This window comes from Acinetobacter sp. 1542444 (assembly GCF_000581835.1).
Lineage (GTDB): Bacteria > Pseudomonadota > Gammaproteobacteria > Pseudomonadales > Moraxellaceae > Acinetobacter > Acinetobacter pittii.
In genome coordinates this window covers 14926-34253 of record NZ_JEYA01000002.1, presented here as the reverse complement: position 1 = coordinate 34253, position 19328 = coordinate 14926, and the positions used below count along the sequence as shown (strand labels likewise).

The 19328-nt window shown below is 37.8% G+C and carries 19 protein-coding genes; 15 read left to right on the top strand and 4 right to left on the bottom strand.

Going from position 1 to position 19328, the window contains the following annotated elements; all coding sequences use genetic code 11:
• Positions 1-158: 158 nt before the first annotated feature.
• Positions 159-1070 carry a LysR family transcriptional regulator gene (locus J580_RS09105; protein WP_032003901.1) on the bottom strand — a complete coding sequence of 304 codons (912 nt, stop codon included), beginning with the start codon at positions 1068-1070 and terminating at the stop codon, positions 159-161.
• A 417-nt stretch (positions 1071-1487) separates the two neighbouring features.
• On the opposite strand from J580_RS09105, the gene J580_RS09100 reads away from it, so the two are divergent.
• The 11 genes from J580_RS09100 to catC all read left to right on the top strand — a co-directional run bounded on the left by J580_RS09100 (position 1488) and on the right by catC (position 10851).
• Positions 1488-2810, top strand: a complete 1323-nt coding sequence (locus J580_RS09100; protein ID WP_032003900.1) for a cation:dicarboxylate symporter family transporter — start codon at positions 1488-1490, stop codon at positions 2808-2810.
• Between the two features lie 30 nt (positions 2811-2840).
• Positions 2841-3404, top strand: a complete 564-nt coding sequence (locus J580_RS09095; protein WP_032003899.1) for a carboxymuconolactone decarboxylase family protein — start codon at positions 2841-2843, stop codon at positions 3402-3404.
• Between the two features lies 1 nt (position 3405).
• Positions 3406-4224, top strand: coding sequence for an SDR family NAD(P)-dependent oxidoreductase (locus J580_RS09090; RefSeq protein WP_032003897.1), 819 nt, complete (start codon positions 3406-3408; stop codon positions 4222-4224).
• A 79-nt stretch (positions 4225-4303) separates the two neighbouring features.
• Complete coding sequence (locus J580_RS09085) at positions 4304-5143, top strand: amidohydrolase family protein (RefSeq protein WP_032003896.1); 840 nt, start codon at positions 4304-4306, stop codon at positions 5141-5143.
• Between the two features lie 61 nt (positions 5144-5204).
• Positions 5205-5978 carry a substrate-binding domain-containing protein gene (locus tag J580_RS09080; RefSeq protein WP_032003894.1) on the top strand — a complete coding sequence of 258 codons (774 nt, stop codon included), beginning with the start codon at positions 5205-5207 and terminating at the stop codon, positions 5976-5978.
• A 9-nt stretch (positions 5979-5987) separates the two neighbouring features.
• On the top strand, positions 5988-6899 hold the full coding sequence (locus tag J580_RS09075; RefSeq protein WP_228131060.1) for an alpha/beta fold hydrolase: 912 nt from the start codon (positions 5988-5990) through the stop codon (positions 6897-6899).
• Between the two features lie 63 nt (positions 6900-6962).
• Positions 6963-7895 (top strand): alpha/beta fold hydrolase, encoded by a 933-nt coding sequence (locus tag J580_RS09070; RefSeq protein ID WP_032003892.1) that lies wholly within the window; start codon positions 6963-6965, stop codon positions 7893-7895.
• A gap of 81 nt (positions 7896-7976) precedes the next feature.
• On the top strand, positions 7977-8648 hold the full coding sequence (locus tag J580_RS09065) for a 3-oxoacid CoA-transferase subunit A (protein WP_032003890.1): 672 nt from the start codon (positions 7977-7979) through the stop codon (positions 8646-8648).
• 18 nt (positions 8649-8666) lie between these two features.
• Positions 8667-9320, top strand: coding sequence for a 3-oxoacid CoA-transferase subunit B (locus J580_RS09060; protein ID WP_032003889.1), 654 nt, complete (start codon positions 8667-8669; stop codon positions 9318-9320).
• Between the two features lie 12 nt (positions 9321-9332).
• Positions 9333-10547, top strand: coding sequence for a 3-oxoadipyl-CoA thiolase (gene pcaF, locus J580_RS09055; protein ID WP_032003888.1), 1215 nt, complete (start codon positions 9333-9335; stop codon positions 10545-10547).
• Positions 10548-10560: 13 nt separating this feature from the next.
• Positions 10561-10851, top strand: coding sequence for a muconolactone Delta-isomerase (gene catC, locus J580_RS09050; RefSeq protein WP_032003887.1), 291 nt, complete (start codon positions 10561-10563; stop codon positions 10849-10851).
• A 469-nt stretch (positions 10852-11320) separates the two neighbouring features.
• Here the strand turns inward: catC and J580_RS09045 are convergent, their stop codons facing one another.
• The gene (locus J580_RS09045; RefSeq protein ID WP_050675746.1) at positions 11321-12130 is read right to left on the bottom strand and encodes a hypothetical protein; all 810 of its coding nucleotides are present in this window, start codon (positions 12128-12130) and stop codon (positions 11321-11323) included.
• Between the two features lie 255 nt (positions 12131-12385).
• Here J580_RS09045 and J580_RS09040 point away from each other — a divergent pair, with 255 nt between their 5' ends.
• Positions 12386-14752 carry a hypothetical protein gene (locus J580_RS09040; protein WP_032003885.1) on the top strand — a complete coding sequence of 789 codons (2367 nt, stop codon included), beginning with the start codon at positions 12386-12388 and terminating at the stop codon, positions 14750-14752.
• Positions 14753-14758: 6 nt separating this feature from the next.
• On the opposite strand, the gene J580_RS09035 is transcribed toward J580_RS09040, so the two are convergent.
• Positions 14759-14989, bottom strand: a complete 231-nt coding sequence (locus J580_RS09035; RefSeq protein WP_032003884.1) for a helix-turn-helix transcriptional regulator — start codon at positions 14987-14989, stop codon at positions 14759-14761.
• Between the two features lie 533 nt (positions 14990-15522).
• On the opposite strand from J580_RS09035, the gene J580_RS09030 reads away from it, so the two are divergent.
• The gene (locus J580_RS09030) at positions 15523-16398 is read left to right on the top strand and encodes a YagK/YfjJ domain-containing protein (RefSeq protein WP_032003883.1); all 876 of its coding nucleotides are present in this window, start codon (positions 15523-15525) and stop codon (positions 16396-16398) included.
• Positions 16399-16565: 167 nt separating this feature from the next.
• Positions 16566-17474 carry a hypothetical protein gene (locus J580_RS09025; protein ID WP_032003882.1) on the top strand — a complete coding sequence of 303 codons (909 nt, stop codon included), beginning with the start codon at positions 16566-16568 and terminating at the stop codon, positions 17472-17474.
• A gap of 66 nt (positions 17475-17540) precedes the next feature.
• Here the strand turns inward: J580_RS09025 and J580_RS09020 are convergent, their stop codons facing one another.
• Positions 17541-17762 carry a hypothetical protein gene (locus J580_RS09020; protein WP_032003880.1) on the bottom strand — a complete coding sequence of 74 codons (222 nt, stop codon included), beginning with the start codon at positions 17760-17762 and terminating at the stop codon, positions 17541-17543.
• 502 nt (positions 17763-18264) lie between these two features.
• On the opposite strand from J580_RS09020, the gene J580_RS09015 reads away from it, so the two are divergent.
• The gene (locus J580_RS09015; protein ID WP_032003878.1) at positions 18265-19308 is read left to right on the top strand and encodes a nucleoid-associated protein; all 1044 of its coding nucleotides are present in this window, start codon (positions 18265-18267) and stop codon (positions 19306-19308) included.
• The last annotated feature ends 20 nt before the right edge of the window (positions 19309-19328 follow it).

Sequence of the window (19328 nt, the reverse complement as noted above, 5' to 3'; positions counted from 1 at the left end):
TTAAAAATTTAAAATATAGTCAACGAATATCAAAGGTACTATTTGAGTTATAGATTGATATTGTTTAGCTTAAGTTAGTTAACTAAACTGTATTTGAAAAATTAATTTCAGTTTATCTGGTGTCACCTTTCTCAAAGGTAAGTATCATTTAAAAAGACTTATTTATAACTATTAATAACGGATCTAATCACTTCTTGAACATCCAATATTGCTTTGTCCTTTAGGGATGTTTTTCTACATGAAAGAACCATTGGGTAGGTGGGGATCGAAATTGGACATTTTGTATAAATCAGTGAAGGTACAATTTCAGAAATTTTTCTTGCAGCGTGGGTTGGAAGTGTACAAACGGTTCCTTTTCTTTTTAATAACCAAGGAATGGCTGCAAAATGAGAGGTGGATGCAAATATGTGTCTGGTTTTATTTAATTTTGTTAAATGTTCGTCAACTATTCCGATCTGTGCTGTATTAGAAATTAATAGATGTTCAAAACCTAAAAACTTTTCCAAGGTCAGATCAACAGCATCTTCAGCGTGAGTTACTAAACAAGAATAATCACCTAAAACCATTAATTCTCGGTACAAAGAGTGATAGTAAATACCACCAGAAGTCACTCCAATATCAACATTATGTTTTACTAACATTTCAGCAATAATATGCATGTATGTCTGTTTTATCACGATTCTATAATGCGGAAATTTTAATCTAACTTGCTCGATAATCTTTTGTGCAAATGCAATTTCAAAATCATCTGACATACCAAGAGTGATAATTCTTTGCTGTAATGTATTGGTATTATCTGGTAGAGATATCAGTGTTTCTCTAAAAATATTTAAGGCATTGCTGACCAATGGTTTTAAAGCATGGGCTTTAGTGGTGGGTGCTAGACCTCGACCAGTCCGTTGGAAAAGTGGATCTTGGTAAATATCCCTAAGGCGTCTTAAAGATGCACTGACCGCAGACTGAGTAATTCCTAAACGTTCCGCTGCACGCGAAGCATTCTGCTCTTCATATAGGATTTCAAAGCACTTCAAAAGATTTAAGTCGATTTGTTCGATATTAATTTCATTCATATCTGATAGTGCCTAAATCCTATTCCATAAAGATGGTGATTATATAACAATGAATTCAGACGTAATGAACGGAACTTGTATGGAAAGTTATAGATAAGGTTCTTATTTACGTGATGCTTTATCAAAATATATCAATTTTTTGGTCAAAAGTTATTGATATTATTGTTGATTTTTAACCTGGTCTAGCAAATAGGATTGATCAGGTTTATTTGGAAAAATATGATTAAGGACTGATTCTATGACAGATTATCTTTTAAATCTAGTTTTTCGATGAGTTAATCACTCTAGACAATTGAACCCCCCGTTAAATTTAAATCTAAACACATATGAATGTTGTTTATAGGGGATTCGTTTGCCAAAAAATGCAGGGATGTGTTCAAGCACAAGCATTTTAAAGTTTCGATATAGGAATTCGACATGTTAAAAAAACTACATGTGCAGGTAATTATTGCAATTATTGCTGCCATTATTTTGGGTTTAGTCTCTCCTGAATGGGCAAAGGCAATGAAGCCATTAGGTCAAGCATTTATTGCTTTACTCAAAATGCTTTTAGCTCCTTTGATTTTTCTTACCTTGGTTCATGGTTTAACTCATATTAAAGATATGAAAAAACTGGGCCGTTTGGGTGTTAAGTCACTTATTTATTTTGAAGTGCTAACAACTGTAGCAATGCTGATTGGCTTTGTATTTGTCAATGTGTTGCGGCCCGGTTCAGGACTTCATGCAACCGATTTAGCCGAACCTGATGCGGCAAAAGGTTCAGCAACACTTTCGGCAGTTGATTTCTTCTTAAATATGATTCCGCACACCATCGTAGATGCTTTTGCGACCGGAAACGTATTGCAAGTATTGGTTGTTTCGATTTTAGCGGGTATGGCTATCAATTTATGTTGTGGCCCAGACTCTGTAATTGTTAAAGGAATTGATGAAGCGCAAACCATCTTGTTCAAGATGCTGGGCTTTATTATGAAACTTGCTCCGCTCGGTGCATTTGGTGCGATGTCGGCTGCAATTGGTAGTTACGGCGGTGAAACACTCATTTATTTAATGAAATTAATTGGTGTTTTCTATGCAGCATGCTTCTTCTTTATGGTGTTTGCCCTTGGTGCAGTGACATGGATTATTGGTCTACCTTTTCTCACCATTTTAAAAGTGATTCGCGACGAAATACTTTTGGTGTTCGGTACAGCATCGGGTGAAGTTGCCTTCCCAAAACTGATTGAAAAGCTCAAAAAAACGGGTTGTGACGAGGCTGTTGTCGGGTTCGTATTACCTACAGGTTATAGCTTTAATTTAGATGGCACAGCTTTATATATGGCAATTGCGGTGGGCTTTATTGCACAAGCAACTGACACACCTTTGAGCTTAATCGACCAACTGGTTTTATTAGCAATCTTGAGCTTTACCTCGAAAGGTGGAACTACTGTCGCTGGCGGCGCCTTTATTAAGTTGGCGGCGACCTTACAGTCTGTAAAAACTTTACCGTTAGGTGGTTTGGGACTGTTATTTGGTGTTGACCGAATTATGGCAACTATCATGGCAATTACCAACATTATTGGCAACACGCTTGCAGTCTATGCGGTTGCTCGTTGGGAAAATGCTTTCGATGCTGATGCTTTTGAAAAACAAACAGGTAAGAGACCTAAACGTAGTTTGCTACGGGCGAAAGATTCTTTGGTAGAGACACCATTAGCTTCTGATTCAAATCAATCAAGTCAAGTTTTAGATAAATCTCATTAATTATCTCAACTTCTTATATCGAGAATAGACATGCGTTTAAAAGCGATAGACCCAGAACATTTAACTGCTGAACAACAAGTTGTATTCGATGCAATTGCAAGCGGTCCACGTAAAGGGGTGCGAGGTCCTTTAGCGATCTGGTTGCATCATCCGAAGTTAGCCAATTTGGCACAAAGTCTTGGTCAATATTGCCGATACGATAGTTGTTTAGAGCCGCGTTTGAGTGAATTAGCCATCTTACTAATGGGTAGACACTGGCTGGCTGAATATGAATGGGCTGCCCATAAACCTTACGCAATTGAGGCTGGCCTAAGTACAGACGTCATTGAAGCAATTCGTTTAGGTGAGCAACCCGCATTTATTCATAAAGATGCACAATTAATTTATCAGTTCATTTGTGAGCTTCATGAAACTAAAAGGGTTTCTGAACAGACCTATAGAGAAATAGAGCAATTACTTGGAACAGATACATTAATCGATTTAGTCGCGATTGCAGGTTATTACACCCTGATCTCTATGACGATTAATGTTTTCGAAGTTCCACCCCCAGCAGGTGTAACTCCTGAATTACCAACCCCAGAAGCAGGAATTTAATATGTTTGATGAAATTAATCCTCAAGGACGTTTGAAAGATAAAGTTGCAATCATTACGGGTGCCGGTTGTGTTGGTCCGGGTTGGGGTAATGGTCGTGCAGCGGCAGTACTTTTTGCAAAAGCAGGGGCAAAAATTTTTGCTGTAGACCGTTCGATTGATGCAATGCAAGAGACTTTAAATCGTATTCAAAACTTCGGTGGTGAAGTGGCACCTTTTGCATGTGATGTGACTGACAGTGAGTCAGTTCAAACCATGGTTGAAGCCTGTGTAGAGAAATATGGTCGTGTCGATATTTTAGTGAATAACGTAGGTGGTTCTGCCGCTGGTGGGGCTGTCGCGTTATCAGAAGAAGCTTGGAACAAACAGCTCGACCTAAATTTAAAAAGCGTCTTTTTAACTTGTAAGCACACCATTCCATATATGGAGCAACAGGGCGGTGGGTCGATTGTAAATACGGCTTCAACTTCTGGAATCCGTTTTACAGGTTCTCCACAGGTTGCTTATGCCGCAAGTAAAGCCGCGATTATTCAACTATCAAAAGTCACAGCCGTCGAATATGCCCCTAAAGGAATACGAGTAAATACGGTACTACCTGGTCAATTACATACTCCAATGGTTGAGGTCCGTTTAGCAGGACAACGTACTGGCGGTGATGTCGATCAATTGCTTGAAAGTCGTTTAAAACGAATTCCCGCAGGTTTTATGGGAGATGGTCGTGATACAGCTTTTGCTGCTCTGTTTCTAGCAAGTGATGAAGCCCGTTTTGTTACTGGAACAGAAATTGTGGTCGATGGCGGAATGACCGCACGTTGTGATTAAGGTGAATTCTGAGTAACTCCAAATATGTGAGGTACATGGAATATTTGTTGAACCTAATAAGATTTGTTTAGGAAGTACTATGTCATTTAATTTGCCAAAAGGTTCATGGGATTGCCATTTTCATATATACGGGCCTTTTGATCGTTTTCCATTACCTGAAGATGCTGCATATCATCCTGAACCAGCAACATTTAAGCAGTTGCTTGAATTACACAAAAGTTTAGGAATTGAACACGGTGTTTTTGTTCAAGCTGTTGCCTATGGTTCAGATAACTTCATCATTTTAGATGCGATTGAACAAAGTAACTTTAATTATCGAGGAGTTGCTTTAGTAGATCACGATATTACAGATGAACAACTTGTTGAATTAAAGCACGGCGGAATTTGTGGCATTCGCTTTAACATGATGGGGCATTTGCCTGGAAATCATGATCCACAAGCATTACGAGGTTTGGTTGAACGAGTTGCAAAGCTCGGATTGCATATTCAGATACACGGAAAAATTGAGGATATCTTCCCAGCGATTGAAGCTTGGCAAGACATAGATGTCGATATTGTGATTGATCATATGGCACGGCCTAATTTGCTTGATTCACAAGATGCAGAAAATACTTTTAACAAGTTGCAACAAGTCATGATTAATCCGAAGCATTGGCTAAAAATTTCCGGAATTGATCGCGCACAGAATGGACAACCTGCCAGCACTTGGGATGCTTCACTGAATTGGGTTCAGAAGTTAATCAAACTTGCACCAAACCGCGTGGTGTGGGGAACAGATTGGCCTCATCCAAATGTAAAAGGTGAGGTTCCTCATGATGATGAGCTTTTAAAGTTTGCATTAAAAGTACTCGATACGCCTGAATTACTACAAGCCGTATTTGTCGATAATCCACGGAATTTATATTTCAGAGAAAATTAATGTTTTAAAACCAATGAAGTATTCATTGATTGAATGCTTCTTCACTTAAAAGGAAGTAAAAATGAGTTTAAAAAAACTAGTCTCAGGAATGGGCTTATCAATTGCTATGGTCGTGCCAGCGCATGCAGCGCAATTAAATGTTATTGCCTCTGGTTCTTTTCATGGTGCGATGGATACCCTTATTCCGATGTATGAAAAATTAACTGGAAATACGGTTCATATCGAATGGGGGCCATCTGCCGGAAAGTCTCCTGAATCATTACCAATGCGAATTAAAAACAATGAAAAAATGGACTTGGCTATTATTTTGGATGATGCACTTAAATCTAATGAATTAAGTCAAAATTTTGACTTATCTAGTCGTACTGAATTGGCAAATTCAAAAATTGGTTTGGCTGTGAGTAAAGGTACTAAAGTACCACCATTAAAAAATGAAGCAGACTTAAAGGCAGCCTTATTATCAGCCCAAAAAGTTGCCTACTCTCAAGGTTCAAGTGGTGTCTATATTCGCTCAACATTATTCAAAAAATTGAATATTGAACAGGAAATGCAAGCAAAGGGGCTTGAGGTACCGGGTAAAAAACTGGTCGGAGAGGTGTTAGCTGAACATCAGGCTGATGTAGGAATGCAACAGATTAGTGAGCTTAAACATACTAAAGGGATTACCTTTGTCGCACCTTTACCTGAAAGTTTGCAATACGTTAGTAAGTTTTCATCGGTTATTTCAAAAAAAGCTGAATATCCAGAAATCGCAGCTCAATTTGTACAGTTTTTAAAGTCTAAACAAGCAGCAAGTATTTTGACCAACAGTGGTTTAGAACCAATTGGCAAGTGAGGAATCACCATGAAGAAATACTTAACTGTAATTTTATCGACATCGTTGAGCCTGATGGGTTGCTCAAGTCTTGATGGAGTTGAATCTAATATGGATCAAGCAAATTTAATTTCAAATTTCTCTGTTCATAAAAAGCAGATCCAGCAAGGTGATGTTTCGATCGAGTTTTATGTACAAGGAAAGGGACCTGTCATTGTGTTACTTCCTTCGTTAAGTCGTGGTGCTAGGGACTTTGATGTTGTTGCAGATTATCTCGCAAAATCGGGCTTTAAAGTTATACGTCCTGAACCTAGAGGCATCAATGGCAGTACAGGGCCTTTAGAGAATTTAACTCTCCACGATTTTGCTGCTGACGTTGCTTTAGTTTTGGATGCTGAAAAAACTGGTCCAGTGGTAGTCGTTGGACATGCCTGGGGAAGTCAGCCTGCACGTATGCTTGCTGCTGATCGACCAGATCTGGTTCGCGGTATTGTCATGGCCGCTGCTTCAGCAGGTAAGTTACCTAAAGATTCAACTGAAAAACCGTATGGGCGTTTAAGAGATGCAATTGATAACGCAGGCAATTATAAGCTTCCTCAAGAACAACGTATTTCATATCTAAAACAAGCTTTCTTCGCACCTATGAATGATCCACATGTGTGGTTAAACGGTTGGTATGAAAAAAACCATGCTGCTGAAGCGCATGCACGAATTGTGACGCCAATTGATGAATATTTTTCAGGTGGAAAAACGGTTCCAATCCTTGATTTACAAGGAGAGTACGACGCCGTTGTCGTCAAGAATGTGATGAAAGAGTATTTACCAGAACGAGTTGTTGAGCAGGTCATCAAAAATGCAGGTCATGCGATGGTGCCTGAACAACCAGAAGCGATGGCAAATGCGATAGCTCAATTTTCCAAACAAGTTTATTCAGCCAATTAGTTGTTTTAAAGCTGCTTATTTAATTTTTAAACCACAATCATCTAAAACATGGAGTTGATTAAGATGAACAAAACCTTAGCTATTTTATCTACAGCAATATTATTAGCCACAGCAACGGTTACGGAAGCAAAGCAAACAAACGTTACACCAGCAACGCATACGGCAGCTGCCTCTAAGGTAAGCAATGTGCCTTATGAGATGGTGAAGTATGGTGATGTCTCTATTCAAGCCTACGTACAAGGCAAGGGGCCAACCATTGTGATTATGTCGTCACTAGGGCGTTCTGTACGTGACTATGACGTAGTTGCACAAGATTTAGTTAAACAAGGCTTTAGAGTGATTCGACCTGAAGTTCGTGGAATTGGTTTAAGCCGTGGTCCAATGGAAAAACTGCATATTCAAGACTATGGAAATGACGTAGCAGCAGTGATCGAACATTTTAAAGCTGGTCCTGCAATTGTAGTTGGCCATGCATGGGGCAATTTCCCAACCCGTATGGTCGCAACACAACGTCCAGATTTGGTTAAAGGGGTGGTGTTAGCAGGCGCTTCCGCAGGTAAAGTGCCTGAAGGGTATAAAGGTAAACCAATCGGCCCCGAAATTCGTGAGGCAATTGATAATGCTGGAAATGAAGAGCTTCCAGAAGCTAAGCGTATTGAATATTTAAAACGTGCATTCTTTGCGCCAATGAATGATCCGCGCGTATGGCTAACAGGTTGGCACCACGAAGCACACGATGCACAAGGTTATGCGCGTAATAACACTCCTGTAGATGATTATTTTGCTGCTGGTAAAGCACCAATTTTAGATATTCAACCAGAATACGACACAGTTGCGCCTAAACCTTTAAGAGGTGTTTTAAAAGGTGCTTTAGGTGATCGAGTGACTATTGTAGAAATTAAAAATGCAGGACACGCCTTGGTTCCAGAGCAACCGAAAGCTTTAGCGGAGGCCATTGGTAAATTTGCTAAACAACAATTCGCGAAAAAATCATAGTTGTTCCTTAAAGAAACGAACGTTTAAGAACGTTCGTTTCCAATCGATTTTGTGTATTACGGTTTTAAGAGACTTTTCCATATGATTGACAAAAGTAAGTCCACACTTAGCGAGGTTCTATCGCAGATTAAAGATGGCGCGACCATTCTGATTGGTGGTTTCGGTACCGCAGGACAACCCGCTGAACTCATTGACGGTCTTATTGAACTCGGTGTTAAAGGCTTAACCATTGTCAGCAACAATGCCGGTAATGGTGATTATGGTCTGGCGAAATTGCTGAAAGCCGGTTCAGTTAAAAAAGTAATTTGCTCTTTCCCTCGTCAGTCAGACTCTTATGTGTTTGATGAGCTGTATCGTGCCGGAAAGGTTGAACTTGAAGTGGTACCGCAAGGTAATCTGGCGTGTCGTATTCAGGCAGCGGGTATGGGCCTAGGCGCTGTGTTTACACCAACAGGCTTTGGGACACTTTTAGCTGAAGGTAAAGAAACCCGTGAGATTGATGGGAAAGATTATGTGCTTGAGTATCCGATCAAGGCTGACTTTGCCTTGATTAAAGCTTACAAGGGCGACCGCTGGGGCAATCTGGTTTACCGTAAATCTGCACGTAACTTTGGCCCAATCATGGCCATGGCTGCTGATGTCACGATTGTTCAGGTTTCTGAAGTGGTTGAGCTAGGTGGCCTAGATCCAGAACACATCATCACACCAGGTATTTTTGTACAGCACGTTGTACAAGTACAGCCCGCACAGTAAGCAATAAGGAGAAATAACATGAGCTACCAGAAACTCAGCCGTGACCAGATTGCAAAACGTGTGGCACAAGATATTCCAGATGGTTCCTATGTGAACTTGGGTATTGGTTTACCGACTAAGATTGCAAGCTACTTACCTAACGACAAAGATATTTTTCTTCATTCTGAAAATGGTTTATTGGCTTTTGGCCCACCGCCAGCGGCAGGTGAAGAAGACCCTGAACTGATTAATGCAGGTAAAGAGTTTGTGACCATGCTTGAAGGCGGCAGCTTTTTTCACCATGGCGACTCATTTGCGATGATGCGTGGTGGTCACCTTGATATTGCTGTACTCGGTGCCTTTCAGGTTGCTGCGAATGGTGACTTGGCCAACTGGCACACGGGTGCACCGGATGCGATTCCTGCGGTAGGTGGTGCGATGGATTTGGCGGTAGGTACTAAAAAAGTATTTATCACTACAGACCATGTGACCAAGCAAGGTGAACCGAAGATTGTGGCTGAGCTGAGCTATCCAGTAACGGGTAAACACTGCGTTGACCGCATTTACACTGACCTTTGTGTGATTGATGTAACTAAAGATGGTTTAAAGGTGATCGAGAAAGTTGAAGGTCTTAGCTTTGATGAGTTACAGGCTTTAACTGGTGCAACTTTGATTGATGCGACTCAAGGGTAAGGAAGTAGGGAAATGACATTAAAAAACGCTTATATCATCGATGCCATCCGTACTCCATTTGGCCGTTATGCCGGTGGTCTTGCTCCTGTCCGTGCCGATGACCTTGGTGCTGTGCCGATCAAAGCTCTCATGCAGCGTAACCCGAATGTAGATTGGGAACAGGTCGATGATGTGATCTATGGTTGTGCGAACCAAGCCGGTGAAGATAACCGTAACGTGGGCCGTATGTCAGCACTGCTTGCAGGTTTACCGTATCAAGTACCAGCGACGACTATTAACCGTTTGTGTGGTTCTTCACTCGATGCGATTGCTATTGCTGCCCGTGCCATTAAAGCTGGTGAAGCAAACTTGGTGATTGCAGGTGGTGTAGAAAGCATGAGCCGTGCACCTTATGTGATGGGTAAGTCTGACAGTGCTTTTGGCCGTAGCCAGAAGATTGAAGACACCACCATGGGATGGCGTTTCATTAACCCTAAACTTAAAGAATTATATGGTGTAGACACCATGCCCCAGACTGCCGAAAACGTGGCTGAACAGTTTAACGTTAATCGTGCAGATCAGGACCAGTTTGCCTTGGTGAGCCAACAACGCACCGCAAGCGCGCAAGCCAAAGGCTTTTTTTCTAAAGAAATCGTGGCAGTTGAATGCCCTCAGCGTAAGAGCCATGCTGTTGTGATTGATACCGATGAACATCCACGTGCATCGACCACCCTTGAAGCTTTAAGCAAACTTAAACCTGTTGTCAAAGCAGATGGTTCTGTGACTGCGGGGAGTGCTTCAGGCATTAACGATGGTGCAGCAGCATTGCTGATTGCTTCTGATGATGCAGTTCAAGCTTACAACCTAAAACCGCGTGCCAAGATCATTGCTTCAACAGCAGTGGGTGTAGAACCACGTATTATGGGTTTTGCTCCGGCCCCAGCCATTAAAAAATTACTTAAACAAGCCAACCTGACTTTAGATCAGATGGATGTGATTGAGCTTAACGAAGCTTTTGCTGCACAAGCTTTGGCAGTGACTCGTGATTTAGGCTTGCCAGACGATAGCAACAAAGTAAATCCAAACGGTGGTGCAATTGCTTTGGGCCATCCACTTGGTGCGTCAGGTGCACGCTTAGTCACCACAGCCTTAAACCAGCTTGAACAGACAGGTGGTCGTTATGCCTTGTGTTCAATGTGTATTGGTGTAGGCCAAGGAATTGCATTGATTATTGAACATGTTATTTAAAAGGAAAGAACTAATGCTATTTTACGTACGAAAAGATGTGATTTTACCTAGCCATTTATCTGAGCAGGAAATTGAAGATATCAAAGCAAGAGAACGTGCTTATTCACAAGAAATTCAAAGACAAGGTAAATGTCGCCATTTATGGAGAATAACAGGGCAGTACGCAAACATTAGCATTTTTGATGTCGAAAGCAATGAAGAGCTACATAACTTATTACAAGGCTTACCACTTTATCCTTACATGAAAATTGAAGTAATGGCTTTAAATAGGCATCCATCTTCAGTGAGAGAAGGTGATTTTTAACTAAACGAATGTTTTAATAAATGTGAAAAAGCTTCTTTTTAATCAAACTAGTGCTATGTTTATAGCTTAAAACTATGTGCCAAGATTTTTTTAAGAGGTGGAATCTTGGATTATATCTTGTATTGACTATGCATTAGCATAGGGCAAGGTAATTGCTTTAATTATTGAGCGGGTTGAATTGGTTAACTTCTAAGTAAGAAAGCTGAAAAATGGAAGTTATAATCTTTATTCATTGATATAAAAATACCTCTATAAAAGAGGTATTTTTATATCTTTTAAATTTACTGCGTGGAAATTTGACTCTTTTGGTTGAAGTGGAAAGTGTTCTGATTTTGTTGAATAAAAATTTAAGTTCAGAAAATGGAATTGGATAATCCATAAATTGAGTTTAAGTTGTTTCTTATAGAACAAACTCCTATTTAAAGATACTGCACACCTACTTTTTTGGTCTGGTTCTTATTGCTCAGAATTATGAAGAATCTTCATTATTGAGGTTTTCTTGATCTCCAATTGGCTGATTAATAGAGAGCGCTGCTTTTTGCTTGTTAGAAGCGGGATCAAGATAAATGGGTTTTGCCGGCTTAGTTTTTTTTGCTATTTGGGCTGGAGATTTTCTGTGTTTTTTTAGATTTAGTAATAGGTCTCTGCCACTTTGAGTTGGCAAGGATGTGCCAATGAGCACATCAGCATTTTGCTCAGTCATTTCTTTTTCTGATCTGGTCAGTTCAGTATCTCCACTTTCTGATTCGGTTAAGGGCATTTCATTGCAGATAGATTCTGTAGGTGTAGGGTGGCTTTCTTCCTCATTTACTGATTTTGTTTCTTTATTGATGCTCAGGCATGACTCTATAGGAGCTTGAATTTCGCCCTCAGTTTGCATCGGTTTTCGATAGCTTTGGTCTGTATTAACTCCCTTATTTTCTAGCTCTATTTTCACATCGCTCTCATGCGTTGATGAGTTTTGGGTAATTTTCGAGAGTAAATGCTGTCGATAGCTTGCAAGCTCGGCAATGTAGCTTTTTTCACGTTCATTTGCTAAATCTAGTTGTTTTTCGAGAGCAATAATTTGCAAATTTAACATGTTTAAAATCTGTCTAAAATTTTCTTCGTTAGTTATTTTTGTTTTTTTGATCTTTAATGCCGTAATAATATTGAGAGCATCTTCTAAATTTATTTTTCCTTCTGAATTTATCAGGTTGTGTTCTTTGTTAAGATAATAAATCTGTGATCTTGTAAGACCAGTTTGTTTACTTAGCTCAATAACTGTCACTAATTTCATAATAAAATAATGTCTAAAATATGTATAATTATACATTATTTTATAAAAAAATTGACCATTCTGCCATACAGAAATTAAGTTGTGGAATGTGTGGAAAGAAGAGTAGAGTGAAAATTGCATTAATCACAGTGAATAATATTCTTATTTACTGTGATTAATAGTAAATTATGCTGTGATTAAAAGATTAAATTGTATTGAAGAAAATAACTTGAATGCCATAATATATCAGGGTATTTACTTATTTTGAGTATATAGATGGATAATTATAAGCTAATAATTAATGATAAAGATCTATTTGATTTATTTTTTAATAAAGTCCCTTATATATGGCAAGCATTAGATTATTCTTTGAAGAAAAATCCGGCACGAGAACCTATTTGTTTATATAAAGAGTCTGTTCAGGTTGTTCGGGCAGTTGATAAGTTTATGGATGATTTAAGGACGGGAAGTTTGCCTAGGGCTGCTCAACTGGGAATTAGGCTAACTGGGCATGCTGAGTTTGATAGAACTTATCTTCCTTATTTTAATGAGCTTAAGTTTGAACGTGAAATGTTTGATTTAACCTATCTTCAACTGGGTTTAAATTGGACTTATTATCAAAAGTTTTTGCAAGAAGATGCCGCTAATCAGCCAGGTCGTATGCCGCATATCGAACAAATTGGGGTGAATACTTCAGGTTCGTCAGAATTAAAGCGGCAGTGGTCACCTTCGGAATTTCAATATGAAAAAGCAAGGCGATTAACGAACTTCTTTACTGACTTGCAAAAAGATCCATTATATATCGAGGAAAAGGATAAACAGACTCGGCAGGTCGAAGAAACTATCAACGATGTTTTTGCACAATTTGACAGGCTATTATCAAGACATGAGGAAGTATATATCTTTGTTATTGATATTCGGTTTATACGTATATTCAATCAAGCAGATAATCAGCCTTTAGAGCATTTGATTGAAAAAGTACTTAAAGATCGGCCTGCTATCCAGAATGCTATTTCTCAGGCGGTTCCAGGTTTACTACGAGCATATACCAAGCTTGAACATGACTATCAAAATGGTTTAAAGCTGTCATGTATTTTAATATTAAGAAATCATGCTATTGAGCGGGAAGGAGATACTGTTGCTCGTCTACTGGCATTATTGAAAAAAGATTTTAGTCACTATGATAATGTTGATGTTATTAATGGAAATGAGTTTATAAGGATCCACGGTAGTAAATCTGCTGTTGGTCGTGTAGCAATAGGAATGCTTACACGAGTTGAAAAATTTAAGTATTGGGTACTCAGCTATTTTATTAAAATGGATTTTATTGCCAAGCTCATAAATCCTGAAAGACCCTTCGAAGTCAATGAGATCATTGACTATCCAAATTGGCAGCAGCTTGAAGAAAAGAAGCAAGTTTTGTCTTCCAAGAAAAGCCTCCCACCTAAAAATCTAGTGCAGGTATTGCAGGATTGGAAAACGCCAAAAGGAATATGGGGTGTTAAACATTTACCTAAACGTGTGGCTGATCGTTTGCTAGTTGGACAGATTTACTATAAAGAATTTTGTGCTGAACATGGATCGTCAAACCAGTGTGGAGATTTGTTGTTCCAAATAGAAGTATTTATTGAGACCTTATTACACAATCGATATCCAGCCTTTAATGAAGTGAGATCAGCACATCATGCCCATTTCTTACATGCTCGTGATATACAAGCATCAGCTACACAGGTTGGTCAGCAGTATTTATCATTTGTACAGCAAATTACAAGTGATCCTGGCTTATTAGCTCAGATTGAATATCTAATTCAGAACTGTAGTTTGCGTACATGGTGGTTTGGACAGGAATACGCTTTGATGCTGTGGGGAAACTTGTTACAAACCCTTAATAGCATTATGTTGAATCAGCCCGTAGATGCTACTGTATTAACTCAATGGAATAGAAACCTCCAGAATGTACAGCTTTATTTGTTTTCAATACTGGCTCAAGACAAGGACAAGCGTGAACTTTTAGAAAAACATTATTCTCAGTGTACTCGGCGACATACGGATACAAGAGAATATCTTAAAGGCGTATTAGAGCAGAATTGTTGGGCTTATCGTATTGTCGTGGATGCTCGCTCACCAGAAGGAAGTTTTACTCAGTCACAACTATCAAAATTATTTACGGAGTTTATGCGTTTGGCAAAACGGGCTAAACCATGTTACTGGTTGCGTGGCTATATGGGAATCTGGCAAGAGAATAGCAGGCAGGGAGTACCGGAATTCAAATTAGATGCTGTATTGTTCTTTAATGATCGTTGTTACGAACAGTTAGAAACGGTCGTTCATGATCTGGATCAGCGCTGGAATAGTTTTCTTAATGCTAAAGCTGCTCAGACTTTAAAGCGGCAAGATCCAGAAAATATAAAGTACAATGGTGCGATTAAACCAAAAATATTAATGCATTCGATTGATGCACTGAAGACAGAAATGGAAGCTCCAAATACATATCATGTCTGTTTTGAAGCATATGATCGTCAAATGAAAAAAATGGTCATTGAACATGTCATACCATATTTCGCTTATCGCGATATCTTTCAGGCACCGTTGAGCCAGAAAGTGCCAAAAGCTTTTATTAAGGGTTCCATATTGAAAAAATAGGAGTCTTTATCGCTGATCAAGTTTAGATTCAATCCACTCATTAATTTCAAAGGCAGACCAGCCAACACGGTTTGTAGATAAGCGAATTTGTTTAGGAAATGTTGAATCGTAATATCCAGATTTTGGATCTAAAAGGTTGTAAATAGTTGCTCGGCTGAGACCAGTAAAATCAATAACCTGTTTCAAATTGATGATTTTATTCATGACAAAGGTGGTTTGGTTTGATGACGCATTCATGGTTTATTCCTTTCAAAATAATGCGTGCGTTTTGCACATACCATGAGCAACCCAATAAAAAATAAATGCTGGGGTACAAGAGGTTCCCTGATCTAGATTCTAGACTTGCGTTTGGGAAGTTATATGACTTCAACCTTACTTAGAGTTGGATACTGAGAAGTTTGTTGTAACTTTAGCTTGTTATGGATCTAATTTTTGTAAGGTTTTCCTATCAGATGATTTTCCTTACTATTCGTAAAATCATGAAAAATATTTGTTCTCATTGGCAGGGATATTAATTATTCTTTTTATTACATTGTTCTAGTACTCTTCTCCATTACATTCATTCTTATGTAATGTAACTAATTCATCGCAGTATTAGTAATTCAATATAAAGATGTATATAGAAATCTATCCTCATATAGTTGAAGTGAAGAACTAATTCACCTTATTCAAAAATATCTAAACTCAAAGCCTAACAGTTAAGAGTATTTATCATTAAAAAATAATCGACCTCACTTACCTATGATTTAAACTCAACTTAGGTAGGTACAATGTCTCATCAAGCACAAACTCTCATTGCAATCGAAAGCTTCATTGAGAGAGTCCAGAAGAACCAAATCAGTAATGATCAGATTCTTAGAGAGTTACAAGAACTGATTCCCGCCTTTCATATTCAGTATTGTCCGAATGTGTGGTACAGCCAACACATTCAAACTTTTCTTATTTTAATTCAATTAATTGAAAGTTATTTACAAGGGCAAAGCTATGATGGGTTAGATATGCTCCTAGAGCATCAAGTGGCGGCTTTACGTCAAGTAGTACAAAACAATCACTCCAATGTTCTCAATGAGCGTCATGCATTTCAAATGCAAGAGCTACGGAATCAACAACGACTGACTAAATATATTGAGCATGTTTTACAGCAGAAATCCCGCTCTTTGATTGTACGTGTAGATTTGAAGTATCCAGAACCAGTACAGGATTTGGTGAATATCCAATTATTTGATCAGCACATGAAAGTACTTCGTAATCGGATTTCTAATGGTGACCGTTGTTTCGCTGATTTAGAGGGTTTTGTTTGGGCCTTGGAGCAAGGAGGGCACACTACTGGATTCCATTGCCATTTAATGCTGATTTATGATGGACATAAACATCAGAATGATTTTGGTCTAGCTTTAGCAGTTGGGAACTATTGGCAAGAAATTACGAATGGGTTCGGGACTTTCTATACGCCTAATGAACCTATTACGAAAGCTAGATTTGCAGAACAAGGAACTTTAGCACTTGGTCGTATTGAGCGAGCTAATCTTCAGCAATGTCAGAATGTAGTTACCTATGTTAATTATTTTGCTAATCCAGAAAAATACGATCAGCGATTGCGGGTCAAGCTTACTCCTGGTAGTCGGACCTTTGGGACAGGACAGTAATTTATAAAAGATATTGTTTTAAATAGATCGGAATTCACTTCACTTCGGTGGAGTGAGTTCTATTAAGGCGTAATGATTCAAGCTCTTTTACCTTTTCTTTAGATAGAAAAATAAAAAATTATCGAGTTGGTCTTCTTATGTAATTCAACCAACTTGGAAGACTTTAGATGAATTTAGCTACTCTTGAACATCAAGTAATTGTGCGCTTTGAACATGATATACATGAGCTTTTTAAAGCAATTAAACTGAACAAAAAAGAAGTGGATAGCGGGTATTGGCTTAGTGTATTCAGTGCATATATCGATGAATGGTATTACATTATGCAATACTACATACAAGCTGATTTTAGAATATGGATTCAAGAATTTAGAGAATGTTATTTAGCAGTAATGCTTGAAAGAAACTTAAGAAGCTTTAAAACCGAGAATGTAGAATTTTCAAAAGAAATTATTGAGACGATATTACAAAGATTAATTGTTCGCTTTGGAACTGTAGCATTTGCCGAAAAGTTAAAGCTTGTCAATGAAATGCATAGCAAACGAGTAGAGCGGGAAATTGAGAAATATCATCAAGCAACTGCTCATTATTATCAATTAAGAACAATTACGCTTGGTTTAGGTTATGACCAGAATATTGCGGATGCTATCTCTATTTGCACCATGGCTCAACATATCCAGACTTTTGAAAAGCGAATTAGGAAAGATCGTCTGTTAAAAGTAGGACTTCGCTATGACTATCAAAGAGTCATGCATTTTTCTCAAAAAAATCAGTACATGATATTGTTTGTAATGGTTTTTGATGAGAATGTGATTAAAGATTATCACTATATCCTTTCAAGAATTTGTGCAATATGGCAGGAAGTAGCAGGCTTGGTTGGAGAGGGGTTCGGTATCGAAAAGTTCAGTGAGCTGCAAAGTAGTGATGAAATAGCAGCACTCACCATGGAATTAGAAGATCCAGTTGATGACTTGGAAACTATGTTGAGAACGACATTTAATACGACTGAACCAGAGAGTAGAGAGTTACGTGTCTGGTTACATGGTTTTAATTCATGGAAGAGTAATGTGATGAGGTAACAATCAAATCGTATGTAAAAGCGCTAGGAGTTGATTTACTGATTTGTAGATCAACTCTTTTATATTTTAATGATTTTCGGACTTTAATAATTGCAGAGCAAGGTTATATGCAACTGGTTTAGAAATAGAATCAGCCACAAAATAAGACTGAGGAGGTGTAAAATCAAGTGATTGTTTACGGTACAGGGTTAACTTACCAGTCTGTTTGTCACTAAAGGTAAATTCATTGGATGGGTGTGAATATTCCTGACCATATAGGGGACCACCAATACATTTCAACCGTAGCATTCTTCCTCCTTAACGCACTTTCATCCTGAAATTATAAGTTAGTTTAGTATCTAGAATCACATTCATGACCAGTAAAATAATCCAACAATAGTATATTTAGAAGTTTCAACTAAATTTCCTTAACGGTCAGTTAATTGAATTACCACACAACTTCATAATTTTAGTCTATTTATCTAAGAGTACCTTCGAATCTTAAGAAGCTGTCTTGTATATTTCAAATAATTATAGCAATTGCTCATGTCATTGGACTACAATTCTAAATTAGGATAAAAGAAATCCTAAGTAACTTTATCTTTTAAGTAAAATTTATTAACACTTACTTTCTTTAATCATTAATATTATTTTTTTATAGATATTAAGAGAATAAATATCATTATTTAAACCAAAACATAAGCTATAACTACATAAAATTTAAGAAAAATATAGATTGTTAAAAGTGTTTTGGATACTATATAAACAATTTGACTTTGATAAGAAATTTTAAATAACGGTGAGGTGCAAAATGCAATTAACTCATTTTATTATTCATGAAATTGAAAAGAAAAATGATAAGCAAGATCCTAGTGATCTACAACCAAAGCTAATACTGGACTCTGATCAAGAATTCCCTTTAGATAAGCCAGCATCAGTTACATTTTCTGAAGGGCTTAGAAAAAAATATACCAACACTATTAGTGGTTATGGATGCATAGATAAATCAGAAAATTCTATTTTTCAATTACAATTACAAGAATATCGAGATGGAAAGATCGACTTTATAAAACTATCAAAATTACTTGTATCGAGATTAATGACTTCTTTAGCAGAAGGTCAACAGTTGAAGTGGGCGACAGGAGGATTAATAATCCTCTTGGAATATCTAGAAAATGGAAAAACCTATTTGCTCATTACAATGATCAAAGAGAAAAAGGCAATTACCTTTGATAGAGCAAATTTGAATCTAGAAGAATTTCTATCAATTGATTTAGATAAACTTCATGAAGGCGCGAGAATAGATTTAAAAAAATGGGAAGGAGATGAACAACCCTATGTATCATTTATAAAAAAATCTAGTTCAAATATTTCTGACTATTTTAAAGACTCAATTAACTGTATTAATTACACTGACTCGAAAGTCTATACTGATAGCGTATTTGATGCACTCAAACAATATTCAGTCTCTCAAGAATGGACGAAAGATATTTTTAAAGAAAAAAAAGAAATTTTAAAAAAACATTTTATTGATGCGGTAAATAAGAAGACCGATAGTGGTGAACCAGTTGTCTATTTAAAAGAAATTTCAGCACTTTTAAATCAAGAAGAACCTGATAGCTTTTATGATTTTGTACGTGAAGAAAATATAGAAGTTAGTGATGCATTTCAACCTGATCGCGCCACAGTTCGACGTTGGATGAGAGTCACTGTGAAGACAGGTACTATCAATGTAACTTTCAATGTGGCAGACTTCGAGCAAGGAAATATTGCACTTTCTGCCGATGGCAACATTGTAATTACCAATGTAAGTCAAAAGGCGAAAGAGGAATTTCAGAAGGCTATTAGTCAGTAATTTTTATGGCATTATTGAAC